Source organism: Streptomyces sp. NPDC048671 (assembly GCF_055587045.1).
In genome coordinates, this window is record NZ_JBVJHB010000003.1 from 409,979 (window position 1) to 422,383 (window position 12,405).

9 protein-coding genes are annotated in these 12,405 nt (G+C 69.5%); 7 read left to right on the top strand and 2 right to left on the bottom strand.

Features of this window, described 5'->3' with window-relative positions; all coding sequences use genetic code 11:
* Window positions 1–129: 129 nt before the first annotated feature.
* From xylA to ACZ6S6_RS08765, 5 genes are all read left to right on the top strand, one after another.
* On the top strand, window positions 130–1,299 hold the full coding sequence (gene xylA, locus ACZ6S6_RS08745; RefSeq protein ID WP_469704446.1) for a xylose isomerase: 1,170 nt from the start codon (window positions 130–132) through the stop codon (window positions 1,297–1,299).
* A 146-nt stretch (window positions 1,300–1,445) separates the two neighbouring features.
* Window positions 1,446–2,708, top strand: a complete 1,263-nt coding sequence (locus ACZ6S6_RS08750; protein ID WP_469704447.1) for an ABC transporter substrate-binding protein — start codon at window positions 1,446–1,448, stop codon at window positions 2,706–2,708.
* Window positions 2,709–2,717: 9 nt separating this feature from the next.
* Entirely contained in the window at window positions 2,718–3,677 is a 960-nt protein-coding gene (locus tag ACZ6S6_RS08755; RefSeq protein ID WP_362967498.1) for a carbohydrate ABC transporter permease, read from the top strand.
* 5 nt (window positions 3,678–3,682) lie between these two features.
* Entirely contained in the window at window positions 3,683–4,537 is an 855-nt protein-coding gene (locus ACZ6S6_RS08760; RefSeq protein ID WP_362967496.1) for a carbohydrate ABC transporter permease, read from the top strand.
* A gap of 14 nt (window positions 4,538–4,551) precedes the next feature.
* Window positions 4,552–5,931 (top strand): GH1 family beta-glucosidase, encoded by a 1,380-nt coding sequence (locus tag ACZ6S6_RS08765; protein ID WP_362967494.1) that lies wholly within the window; start codon window positions 4,552–4,554, stop codon window positions 5,929–5,931.
* A 73-nt stretch (window positions 5,932–6,004) separates the two neighbouring features.
* Here the strand turns inward: ACZ6S6_RS08765 and ACZ6S6_RS08770 are convergent, their stop codons facing one another.
* The gene (locus ACZ6S6_RS08770) at window positions 6,005–7,234 is read right to left on the bottom strand and encodes an ROK family protein (protein WP_469704448.1); all 1,230 of its coding nucleotides are present in this window, start codon (window positions 7,232–7,234) and stop codon (window positions 6,005–6,007) included.
* Between the two features lie 333 nt (window positions 7,235–7,567).
* Here ACZ6S6_RS08770 and ACZ6S6_RS08775 point away from each other — a divergent pair, with 333 nt between their 5' ends.
* Window positions 7,568–8,419 carry an FG-GAP repeat domain-containing protein gene (locus ACZ6S6_RS08775; RefSeq protein ID WP_362962827.1) on the top strand — a complete coding sequence of 284 codons (852 nt, stop codon included), beginning with the start codon at window positions 7,568–7,570 and terminating at the stop codon, window positions 8,417–8,419.
* A gap of 108 nt (window positions 8,420–8,527) precedes the next feature.
* The gene (locus ACZ6S6_RS08780; RefSeq protein ID WP_362962825.1) at window positions 8,528–9,445 is read left to right on the top strand and encodes an FG-GAP repeat domain-containing protein; all 918 of its coding nucleotides are present in this window, start codon (window positions 8,528–8,530) and stop codon (window positions 9,443–9,445) included.
* A 131-nt stretch (window positions 9,446–9,576) separates the two neighbouring features.
* Here the strand turns inward: ACZ6S6_RS08780 and acnA are convergent, their stop codons facing one another.
* The gene (gene acnA / locus ACZ6S6_RS08785) at window positions 9,577–12,294 is read right to left on the bottom strand and encodes an aconitate hydratase AcnA (protein WP_362962824.1); all 2,718 of its coding nucleotides are present in this window, start codon (window positions 12,292–12,294) and stop codon (window positions 9,577–9,579) included.
* Window positions 12,295–12,405: the final 111 nt, after the last annotated feature.

A 12,405-nucleotide genomic window follows, 5' to 3' on the forward strand; every position in this document is an offset into this window, starting at 1 on the left:
CTCTACGTGACGGGATTGCCACAGGAAGGGTCTAGAAACAAACGCCAAGATGCCGTATTAGTACTGCCAGCAAACAAATCGGTCGGACGGCAGCCCAGCCGTCCGGGCATGTCGACAAGAGGCAGCAGAATGTCGAACCGCTTCACCCCCACCCCCGCCGACAGGTTCACCTTCGGACTCTGGACTGTCGGCTGGCGCGGCAACGACCCCTTCGGTGACGCCACCCGTCCCGCCCTGGACCCGGTCGAGTCCGTCGAGCGCCTCGCGGAACTCGGCGCGCACGGTGTGACGTTCCACGACGACGACCTGATCCCGTTCGGCTCGACGGACTCCGAGCGCGCCGCGATCGTCACGCGCTTCAAGGACGCCCTGGACCGCACCGGTCTCAAGGTTCCGATGGCGACGACGAACCTGTTCACGCACCCGGTGTTCAAGGACGGCGGGTTCACGTCCAACGACCGTGACGTGCGCCGGTTCGCGCTGCGCAAGGTCATCCGCAACATCGACCTCGCTGTCGAGCTGGGCGCCGGGACGTATGTGGCGTGGGGCGGCCGTGAGGGGGCGGAGTCCGGCGGGGCCAAGGACGTACGGGTCGCGCTGGACCGGATGAAGGAGGCGTTCGACCTGCTCGGCGAGTACGTCGTCGGTCAGGGCTACGACCTCCGGTTCGCCATCGAGCCCAAACCGAACGAGCCGCGCGGCGACATCCTGCTGCCGACCGTCGGCCACGCCCTGGCCTTCATCGAGCGCCTGGAGCGCCCGGAGATGTACGGAGTGAACCCCGAGGTCGGCCACGAGCAGATGGCCGGGCTGAACTTCGCCCACGGCATCGCACAGGCACTGTGGGCGGGCAAGCTCTTCCACCTCGACCTCAACGGCCAGTCCGGCATCAAGTACGACCAGGACCTCCGCTTCGGCGCCGGCGACCTGCGCCAGGCCTTCTGGCTCGTCGACCTGCTGGAGAGCTCGGACTACACCGGCCCGCTGCACTTCGACTTCAAGCCGGTGCGCACCGACGGCATCGACGGGGTCTGGGAGTCCGCGAAAAACTGCATGCGCAACTACCTGATCCTCAAGGAGCGCGCGCTGGCGTTCCGCGCCGACCCGGCCGTCAAGGAGGCGCTGGCCGCCTCCCGGCTGGACCAGCTGGCGCAGCCCACCGCCGCCGACGGCGTGGCCGGGCTGCTGGCCGACCGCTCCGCGTACGAGGAGTTCGACGTGGACGGCGCGGCCGAGCGCTCGATGGCGTTCGAGGCGCTCGACCAGCTCGCCATGGAGCACCTGCTCGGCGTCGGCTGACGCCTCCGGGGTGCCCGGCGGACCGCCGGGCACCCCCGACTCCCCGGGTGCGGGCCTGCCGGATCCGTACCCGGGCGGACGGACTCATCCCGTCGGGACACAGTGGTCCCCCCGGGCCGGCACCCCTCTCACGCAAGGGCACCATCGTGAAAGCACCTTCCCCGGACGGCCTGCGCCAACGGCGCCGTCGTCACCACCGGCGGGTCATCGTTCCGCTCACCGTCGTCTCCGCGCTGGTCGGCGGCGTCGTGCTGGCCGGCTGCGGGCAGCAGCGGGACCCGGACGTGTACACCGTCATGAACTCGTCGACCGACGAGTCCTACCACCGCTGGGACGCCCAGACGCTGGCCCGGTGCGGCAAGCAGCTCGGGGTGAAGATCGAGCAGCAGAGCGTCCCGGCCGCCCAGGTGATGACGAAGGCCCTGCGGATGGCGTCCTCGAAGTCGCTGCCCGACGTCCTTCAGCTGGACGCCTCCGAGATGCCGACGTTCGCCGAGGCCGGCGGCCTGATCCCGCTGGAGGACCTCGGGCTGACCACCACCGACATCCCCCGGGGAATCGTCAACTTCGGCTCGTACGAGGGGACGTACTACGGCGCGGCGCGCACGGTGAACACCCTGGCGCTGTTCTACAACAAGGACATCCTCGACAAGGCCGGTCTCGAGGTGCCCGCCACCTGGGCCGAGATGCGGTCGACGGCTAAGGAGCTCACCCAGGGCAAGCGGTACGGACTGGCGCTGAGCGCGGGCGGCGCTGAGGACGGCGTCTTCCAGTTCACCCCGTTCATGTGGTCCAACGGCGGCGACGAGACGAAGCTCGACAGCCCGCAGGTGGCCGGGGCGCTGGACTACTGGAAGGGCCTGCTCAAGGACCGTTCGCTGTCCAAGTCGACGGTCAACTGGACCCAGGCCGATGTGAACGACCAGTTCATGGCGGGCAACGCCGCGATGATGATCAACGGCCCCTGGCAGGTGGAGACCCTCAACTCCAAGAAGGGGCTGAACTGGGGCATCGCCCAGATCCCGGTCCCGAAGGCCGGGGACGACTCGGTCGGTCCGCTGGGCGGCGGGATTCTGACCGTGCCCAACACCGGTGACAGCGCCCGCGAGCAGATGTCGGCGAAGATCATCGGCTGTATGGCGGGCGAGCAGGAGCAGATCACCTACGCGCTCAACAGCTGGATGGTCCCGGCCAACGAGAAGGCCGCCGCGGTGTGGCGCAAGAAGGTCCCGGAGCTGGCCGCCCTCTCCGAGCAGGTCGCCACCGCCCGTTCGCGTACCGCGAAGCTCGGCGCGGGCTGGTCGTCCGTCTCCCTCGCGCTCCAGAGCGCCTTCCAGTCCGCCCTCACCGGCGAGTCGAGCGAGGCCGCCCTCAAGCGCGCCCAGCAGCGCGCCACGAGCGGGAACTGAGGTACAGCAATGTCGACCACCACCGCCTCCGCAGCCGCCGGTCCGGCGCTCCCGGCCACCGCGGTCACGAAGCCGCCGAACCCGGCACGCGTCCGCCGCCGCAGGCGCCTGGCCCAGTGGGGCTTCATCGCCCCCGCCGTGATCTTCATGGCGCTCTTCTTCGGCTACCCGCTCGTCCGCAACATCGTGATGAGCTTCCAGGACTACTCGCCGTCCACGTTCTTCACGGGCGAGTCCCCGTTCAACGGAACGGCCAACTGGAGCAACGTCTTCAACGACGAGCTCTTCGGCAAGGCCCTCTGGCACACCGTCCTGTTCACCATCGGCTCGCTGATCGGGCAGTTCTGCGTCGGTCTGGGTCTCGCGGTGTTCTTCAGCCGCCGCTTCCCGCTCAACGGGATCCTGCGGTCGCTGATCCTGCTGCCGTGGCTCGTCCCGATGGTCGTCTCCGGTGTCGTCTGGCGGCGCATCCTCGACCAGGACACCGGCGTCCTCAACTCCTTCCTCGGCACGATCGGCGTCGGCGGCGACACCCCGTGGCTGACCAGCACGAGCATGGCGCTGATCTCGGTGATCCTGGTGAACATCTGGATCGGCATCCCGTTCAACATGGTGATCCTCTACGGCGGCCTCCAGGAGGTCCCCAGGGAGCTGTACGAGGCCGCCTCGCTCGACGGCGCCTCGGCCTGGCGGACCTTCCGCTCGATCACGCTGCCGATGCTGCGCCCCGTCATCACCGTGGTGCTGGTGCTCGGCTTCATGTCGACGGTGAAGATCCTCGACCTGATCCTGGCGCTCACCGACGGCGGGCCCGCCGACTCCACGCAGACCCTGGGCACCCTCACGTACCAGAACTCCTTCGTCCAGCTGGACTTCGGAGCGGGCGCCGTGGTCGGCAACATCCTGATCCTGATCTCCGCCGTCTTCGCGGTGTTCTACCTGCGGGCCAACCGCAACGAGGGGAAGTGACCGGCATGGCGAGCACTGTGCGTACCCCCGCCGCCCCCACGCGTCTCACCGGCCGGCCGAAGCGGCGCTGGGGCGCCATGGCCTTCGGCGTCGTGGTGCTGTGCGTGATGCTGTTCCCGCTGTACTGGATGGTGAACACCGCGCTCCAGCCGGCGTCCGGACTGCTGGAGGTCAGCCCCTTCCCGCACAGCCTGGACCTGTCGGGCTTCCGCTCGGCCATCACCGACCAGGGCCGCAACCTGCTGACCTCGCTGGCCGTCGCGCTCGGCGCGGTGATCATCTGCCTGGCCGTCTCGGCACCCGCCGCCTACGGGCTCGCCCAGTTCAAGCTGCGCGGCACCAGGACGATCGTCTTCGGCACCCTGATCACCCAGATGGTGCCGGGCATCGTCATCGCCAACGCCCTGTACAGCGCGTACGTGGACATGGGCCTGGTCAACTCCTACGCCGGACTGATGCTGGCCGACGCCTCGCTCGGCATCCCGTTCGCGATCGTGCTGATGCGGTCGTTCATGGTGTCCATCCCGCGCGAGGTCATCGAGGCGGCCGAGGTCGACGGTGCGGGCCGCTTCCGCACCTTCGTGCGGATCGTGCTGCCGATGAGCCGCAACTCCCTCATCACGGCGGGGCTGTTCTCGTTCCTGTACGCGTGGAGCGACTTCATGTTCGCGCTGACGCTGAACACCACGGACGACGTCAAGCCGATCACGCTGGGCATCTACCAGTACATCGGCGCCCATGTCGGCGACTGGGGCTCCGTCATGGCGGCGTCCGTGCTGTCGGCGATCCCGGCGGCCGTGCTGCTCGTCCTTTCCCAGAAGTACATCGCCGCCGGGATCACCGGCGGCTCGGTCAAGTGAGGACTGCGTTTTTCATGACTGACTTCCCCGTGTTCCCGCCCGGCTTCGTCTTCGGCGCGGCCACGGCCTCGTACCAGATCGAGGGCGCCGCGCGGGAGGACGGCCGCGGGCCGTCCATCTGGGACACCTACAGCCACACGCCCGGGAAGACCGACGGTGGTGACACCGGTGACGTCGCCTGCGACCACTACCACCGCTACCCCGAGGACGTGGCGCTGCTGCGCGAGCTGGGCGTGGACTCGTACCGCTTCTCCATCGCCTGGTCGCGCGTCCAGCCGGCCGGCGGCGGTGCGGTCAACCCCAAGGGGCTGGACTTCTACTCCCGGCTCGTCGACTCGCTCCTCGAAGCGGGCATCGAACCGGCCGCCACCCTCTACCACTGGGACCTGCCCCAGGCCCTGGAGGACCGGGGCGGCTGGCGGGTGCGCGAGACCGCGGAGCGGTTCGGGGAGTACGCCGGGATCATGGCGGAGCACCTGGGCGACCGGGTGCCGCGCTGGATCACGCTCAACGAACCGTGGTGCAGCGCGTTCCTCGGCTACTCGGTGGGCCGGCACGCGCCCGGCGCGAAGGAGGGGCGCGGCGCGCTGGCCGCCGCGCACCACCTGCTGGTCGGCCACGGCCTGGCGATGAAGGAGCTGCGGGCGGCCGGGGTCCGCGAGGCGGGCATCACGCTCAACCTCGACCGCAACGTCCCGGCCACCGAGTCGGACGCGGACCTGGCCGCCGTCGTCCGCGCGGACACCCAGCACAACCTGGTGTGGACCGAGCCGATCCTCGCGGGCCGCTACCCGGCGACCGAGGAGGAGACCTGGGGCGAGCTGATCACCGCGCAGGACTTCCGGCGCGAGGGCGACCTGGAGCTGATCTCCCAGCCGATGGACTTCCTGGGCGTCAACTACTACCGCCCCATCGTGATCGCCGCCGCCCCGCACCGCGAGGCGGACCCGGCGCTGCGCGTCGCCACCGACAACCGGTACAGCGAGGGCGAGTACCGGGGTGTCCGGAAGACGGCGATGGGCTGGCCGGTCGTGCCGGAGTCCTTCACCGATCTACTGACCGCGCTGAAGCAGACCTACGGGGACGCGCTGCCGCCGGTGCACATCACGGAGAACGGCTCGGCGGAGTTCGACACCGTGGACGCGGACGGCTCGGTGCACGACACGGACCGGGTCGACTATCTGCGGACCCATCTGACGGCGCTGCGGGCGGCGATGGACGCGGGCGTGGACGTCCGGGGCTACTACGTCTGGTCGCTGCTGGACAACTTCGAGTGGGCGCTCGGGTACGCGAAGCGGTTCGGCGTCATCCGGGTCGACTACGACACGCAGGAGCGCACGCCGAAGGACAGCTACCGCTGGTACCAGGGGCTGATCGCGGCGCACCGGGGATAGCCCGGGGCGCGCAGAAAGCCGCCCCGCCCGCCGGACGGCGGGCGGGGCGGCTTTCTGCGCGCCCCGGAGCGGGTCAGCGCGCCGCGTACGCCGCCGGGTCGGCCAGGACCCCGCGCACCACCCGGGCGGCCGCGCCCCTGGCCGCGTCGCCGGAGAGCGAGGAGGCCCGCAGTCCGCTGCCGTTGCCGTGCCACCGCCCCGACACCACCCGGTCGGCGAGCTGGGCCTGCGCCGCGTCCGCGAGCCACGGCATCAGATCGCGGTAGATGCCGCCCAGCACGACGGTGTCCAGGTCGAAGAGGTTGACCGCGCCGGACAGCACCAGGCCCATCCGGTCCCCCGCCGCCCGCAGCACTTCCAGCGTCCTCGCCTCGCCCGCGCGAGCCGGCCTCTCCAGCTCGACGAGGCCGCGCACGCCCGCCGCCGGGTCGATCCCGGCGGCCCGCAGCAGCGCCGCCTGACCCGCGTACTGCTCAAGGCAGCCGTGCGCCCCGCACCCGCACAGCGGGCCCTGCGGATCGACGACCACATGCCCCACCTCGCCGGCGAAGCCATGGGCGCCGCGCAGCAGTTCGCCGTGGAGCACCAGCGCACCGCCGACGCCGATCTCGCCGGTGAGGTAGAGGAAGCAGCCGCCGCCCCCGAGGGCACCGAACCAGAGCTCGGCCAGCGCCGCCAGATTGGCCTCGTTGTCCGAGCTGACCGCCAGCGCCCGGCCCGCCGGGCGCAGCGTGCTGAGGGCCTGGCCGAAGATGCCTTCGGCCGCGATCCGGTACCAGCCCAGGTTGGGCGCCTTGCGGACCATGCCGCCGGAGACCAGTCCCGGCAGCGCCAGCTCGACGCCGACGGCCCGCAGCCCCTGTTCGCCGGTCGAGGTGATGACCCGGTTGGTGAGCCGGGCCGCGTGGGCGAGCACCTCGGCCGGCGGGGTGTTCCGGTTGTCGATGTGCTCGGTGACCCGGACCCGGTCGGTGCCGGTGAGCCCGACCGCGCAGACCGATACGTAGTCGATGTTGATCTCGACGCCGAGCCCGGCCGGACCGGTGTCCGACACCTTCAGCACCGTGCCGGGGCGGCCGGCGCTGCCGCTGAACGTCTTGCCGGACTCGGTCAGCCGGCCCAGGGACAGCAGCTCCTCGACGAGCGAGGACACGGCGGCGCGGGTCAGCCCGACCCGGCTCGCCACCCGGGCCCTGGTCACCTCGCCCTCCTCCAGTACGGCACGCAGGACGAGGCCGAGGTTGTGGCGGCGCACGGACTCGGTTCCGGCCTTGGTGCCGGTCGGGGTGGCATGGATCTTCATCAGGCCTTCGAGCGTAGGGCCTCGCCCGCCGACGCCGCGCACATGTCCGGAGCGGCTGCCGCTCGCCGCGGGATGTGACGATCCGGTCGCACGGCATTCACCGCCCGGCCACGGCCGGGCTCCCCGGCCCGACGACGGCCTGCCCGTATCCCCTTCCTGACCTCGTCCGATCCCACAACACCCGCATATCCGGGCGAAGATGTCGCGGTGGCATCATTTCGCCAAACCCTTGGACACGTGAGGGACTCGTGAAAGGATCACCCTCAATTCCGTGGCGTGTCCCCGTATCCCGCGGCGCGTCACGCCTCGTCCCACCACCCATGGAGAACACACGTGGCCAAGACTTCTGGCCGTCGGCCCGGACGGGCTGCCGCCCGTCTCGCCGCCGCCGCGATAACCGCGGCCCTCGTCGGCACCGGTACCGCCGCCTTCGCCGCAGAGCCGGGTGACGCGCCCATGTTCGGCCTCGCCGGTCTGGACAGCGCGGGCACCTCGTACTACTACACCCCGTCCGGTGACGGCGGCCTCGAGAAGCGTGTCCAGCTCGACACCGGCTGGAAGGACGTCAAGTTCCTCGGCCGGGTCGACAACAACGCCGACAACGTCGCGGACGGCCGCTGGCAGCTCAGCACCAACGGCGACATCCACTACTACGCCAACGACAACTCCGCGGCGAAGAAGATCGGCTACGGCTGGGGCATCTACAACAAGCTGGTGTCCCCCGGCCAGTTCGGCGGCGCCGAGGGCGGCGACCTCCTCGGCCGCGATGCCAAGGGCGACCTGTACCTCTACCTGGGTTACGGCGACGGCACCGTCACCAAGCGCATGAAGGTCGGCTACGGCTGGGACATCTACAGCGAGATCGCCGGCAACGGCGACCTGACCGGCGACGGCAAGAACGACATCGTCGCCCGCGACAAGTCCGGTGTCCTGTGGCTCTACAAGGGCACCGGCAACCAGCACGACCCGTACGCCAAGCGCACCAAGATCGGCAGCGGCTGGAACCAGTACAACGCCCTGTTCGCCCCCGGTGACATCGACCTGGACGGCATCGCGGACCTGGTCGCCCGGAACGCCGCCGGCGAGCTCTACCTGTACAAGGGCACCGGCAACGCCGCCGCCCCGTACAAGCCCAAGGCAATCATCGGAACGTCGGGCTGGAACACCTACCGCCTGTTCTTCTGACCAAAAGAGCAGGTTTCGTGCGCAAAATCGTGACACGATTCGGCTGAATCCGTGGCCCGCCGTCAACTCGTGGCGGGCCACGACCGATCACGATCCATGGAGTACTTCGTGGCCGAAACCGCTGGCCGTAACCACAAGCGCACAGCCGCTCGCGCGGCAGCCGCGGCGCTCACCGCCGCCCTCGTCGCCACCGGCACCTCCGCCGTGGCCGCAGACTCCCCGCAGCCGTCGATCAGCGCGGCGCAGCAGCCGTCCGCCGCGGCTACGAAGGCGGCTGCGGCCGTCGCCCCCAACTTCGCCCTCTTCGGCGTCAACTCCGCGGGGACCGCGTACGCCTACAGGTCGAACCTCAAGGGCGGTCTCACCGCCCGCAGCCTCAACGGATCGGGCTGGACGGGCGTCAACGCCATGCTCCAGGTCGCCAACACGCAGAAGAGCAGCGGCGACAGCGACGGCATCTGGTTCCGTGAGAACAACGGGAACCTCGGCTTCCTGAAGTTCAACACCGACAAGCCGGTCGAGGCCGGCTACGGCTGGAACATCTACGACAAGCTGGTCTCCCCTGGCAACATCGGCGGCGCCGTCGCGGGCGACATCCTCGCCCGCACGCCCGGTGGTGACCTCTACGTCTACCTCGGCTACGGCACCGGCAAGGTGACAGCCCGTATCAAGGTGGGCTACGGCTGGGACATCTACAGCGAGATCGCCGGCAACGGCGACCTGACCGGCGACGGCAAGAACGACGTCGTCGCCCGCGACAAGTCCGGTGTCCTGTGGCTGTACAAGGGCACGGGGGACCAGAAGGCGCCGTTCGCCAAGCGCACCAAGATCGGCAGCGGCTGGAACCAGTACAACCGGCTGGTCTCCACGGGTGACATCACCGAGGACGGCCGGACCGACCTCCTCGCCCGGAACGCCGCGGGTGAGCTCTACCTGTACAAGGGCACCGGCAAGGCCGCCGCCCCGTACGCGGCCAAGGTGAAGGTCGGCACGAGCGGCTGGAACAGCTACAAGTTCCTCTTCTGAGCCACTCGGCAGTTCCGCGCGGACATGTTCCACCCGGCGGATGAGAGCCGGAACGTGCGCACCGGGACATGAGAGAGGGCCGCATCCCCGTCGCCGGGGATGCGGCCCTCTCGCCGTACTGCCTGCCGGCCCTACTTGCGGATCAGGCTGCGGAGCACGTACTGCAGGATGCCGCCGTTGCGGTAGTAGTCCGCCTCACCGGGGGTGTCGATGCGGACGACGCCGTCGAACTCCACACCGGTGTCGGTGGTGACCTTGACGGTGCGCGGGGTGGTGCCGTTGTTCAGCTCGGTCACGCCGGTGAAGGAGAAGGTCTCCTCGCCGGTGAGGCCGAGGGACTCGGCGGTCGCGCCCTCCGGGTACTGGAGCGGGAGGACGCCCATGCCGATGAGGTTCGAGCGGTGGATGCGCTCGTAGGACTCGGCGATGACGGCCCTGACGCCCAGGAGCGCGGTGCCCTTGGCGGCCCAGTCGCGGGACGAGCCGGAGCCGTACTCCTTGCCCGCCAGGATGACGAGCGGGGTGCCGGCGGCCTGGTAGTTCTGCGAGGCGTCGTAGATGAACGAGACCGGCGCGTCGGCCTGGGTGAAGTCGCGGGTGAAGCCGCCCTCGGTGCCCGGCGCGATCTGGTTGCGCAGGCGGATGTTGGCGAACGTGCCGCGGATCATGACCTCGTGGTTGCCACGGCGCGAGCCGTAGGAGTTGAAGTCACGGCGCTCGATGCCGTTCTCCGTGAGGTACTTGCCGGCCGGGGTGTCGGCCTTGATCGCACCGGCCGGGGAGATGTGGTCGGTGGTGACCGAGTCGCCCAGCTTCGCGAGGACGCGGCCGCCGGTGATGTCCTCGACCGGGGTCGTCTCCATCGTCATGCCCTCGAAGTACGGGGGCTTGCGCACGTAGGTGGACTCGGAGTCCCACTCGAAGGTGTTGCCGGTGGGGATGGACAGCGCCTGCCACTGGGCGTCGCCTGCGAAGACGTCCTGGTAGGACTTGTTGAACATGTCCTCGCCGATGGTGTTCGCCACGACGTCGTTGACCTCGGCCTCGGTCGGCCAGATGTCCTTCAGGTAGACCGGCTTGCCCTGCTGGTCGGTGCCCAGGGCGGCCCGCGTGATGTCGGCCCTCATCGAACCGGCGATGGCGTAGGCGACGACCAGCGGCGGGGAGGCCAGGTAGTTCATCTTGACGTCGGGGTTGATACGGCCCTCGAAGTTACGGTTGCCGGAGAGCACCGAGGTCACGGCCAGATCGTGGTCGTTGACCGCCTTGGAGACCTCGTCCAGCAGCGGGCCGGAGTTGCCGATGCAGGTGGTGCACCCGTAGCCGACGAGGTTGAAGCCGAGCTTTTCGAGGTAGGGGGTCAGGCCCGCCTTGTCGAAGTAGTCGGTGACGACCTTCGAACCGGGTGCCAGTGTCGTCTTCACCCACGGCTTGCGGGAGAGACCCTTCTCGACCGCCTTCTTCGCCACGAGCGCCGCCGCGACCATGACGGTCGGGTTCGAGGTGTTGGTGCAGGAGGTGATCGCGGCCACGGCGACGGCGCCGTGGTCGATCTCGTACGTCGAGCCGTCGGGGGCCATCACGGTGACCGGCATGTGCGGCCCGTCGTCCGGCGTGTTGGGCGGAACGTCGGAGGCGGGGAAGGACTCCTTGCCGGTCTCGTCGACCGTGTCCACGTAGTTGCGGACGTCCTGCGCGAACTGCTGGGAGGCGTTGGCGAGGACGATGCGGTCCTGCGGGCGCTTCGGGCCGGCGATGGAGGGGACGACCGTGGAGAGGTCGAGCTCCAGCCGCTCGGAGAAGTCCGGCTCGGCGGCCGGGTCGAGCCAGAGGCCCTGCTCCTTGGCGTACGCCTCGACGAGCGCGACCTGCTGCTCGTCGCGGCCGGTGAGGCGCAGGTACTTCAGCGTCTCGTCGTCGATCGGGAAGATCGCGGCGGTGGAGCCGAACTCCGGCGACATGTTGCCGATGGTGGCGCGGTTCGCGAGCGAGGTGGCGGCGACGCCCTCACCGTAGAACTCGACGAACTTGCCGACGACACCGTGCTTGCGGAGCATCTCGGTGATGGTCAGCACGAGGTCGGTGGCGGTGGTGCCGGCCGGGAGCTCGCCGGTCAGCTTGAAGCCGACGACGCGCGGGATGAGCATGGAGACCGGCTGGCCGAGCATCGCGGCCTCGGCCTCGATGCCGCCGACGCCCCAGCCCAGCACGCCGAGGCCGTTGACCATGGTGGTGTGCGAGTCGGTGCCGACGAGGGTGTCGGGGTACGCCTGGCCGTTACGGACCATGACCGTGCGGGCCAGGTGCTCGATGTTGACCTGGTGGACGATGCCGGTGCCCGGGGGGACGACCTTGAACTCGTCGAAGGCGCTCTGGCCCCAGCGCAGGAACTGGTAGCGCTCCTTGTTGCGGCCGTACTCCAGCTCGACGTTCTGGGCGAACGCGTCCTTGGTGCCGAACTTGTCGGCGATGACGGAGTGGTCGATGACCAGCTCGGCCGGGGCGAGCGGGTTGATCTTCGCCGGGTCACCGCCGAGCTCCTTGACGGCCTCACGCATGGTGGCGAGGTCCACGACACACGGCACACCGGTGAAGTCCTGCATGATCACGCGGGCCGGCGTGAACTGGATCTCCTGGCTGGGCTGAGCCTGGGAGTCCCAGCCACCGAGCGCCCGGATGTGGTCGGCGGTGATGTTCGCGCCGTCCTCCGTGCGGAGCAGGTTCTCCAGCAGCACCTTCAGGCTGTAAGGGAGGCGCGCGGAGCCCTCGACCTTGTCCAGCTTGAAGATCTCGTACGACTCGTCGCCCACGCGCAGCGTGCTGCGGGCGTCGAAGCTGTTCGCCGACACGACAGTCTCCTTCATCAATGTGCGCGTAACTCCGCGCCGCGCCTCACTACGGCGGGCGCCGCGTGGTGCTGCCTACAGCCACCCGGCCATCCGCTAAGGTAAGGCTTAGTT

What these genes read in the sequence shown, in the direction of transcription:
- xylA (WP_469704446.1), top strand. Translation starts at nt 130, where the DNA reads ATGTCGAACCGCTTCACCCCCACCCCCGCCGACAGGTTCACCTTCGGA.
- ACZ6S6_RS08755 (WP_362967498.1), top strand. Translation starts at nt 2,718, where the DNA reads ATGTCGACCACCACCGCCTCCGCAGCCGCCGGTCCGGCGCTCCCGGCC.
- ACZ6S6_RS08760 (WP_362967496.1), top strand. Translation starts at nt 3,683, where the DNA reads ATGGCGAGCACTGTGCGTACCCCCGCCGCCCCCACGCGTCTCACCGGC.
- ACZ6S6_RS08765 (WP_362967494.1), top strand. Translation starts at nt 4,552, where the DNA reads ATGACTGACTTCCCCGTGTTCCCGCCCGGCTTCGTCTTCGGCGCGGCC.
- ACZ6S6_RS08770 (WP_469704448.1), bottom strand. Translation starts at nt 7,234, where the DNA reads ATGAAGATCCATGCCACCCCGACCGGCACCAAGGCCGGAACCGAGTCC.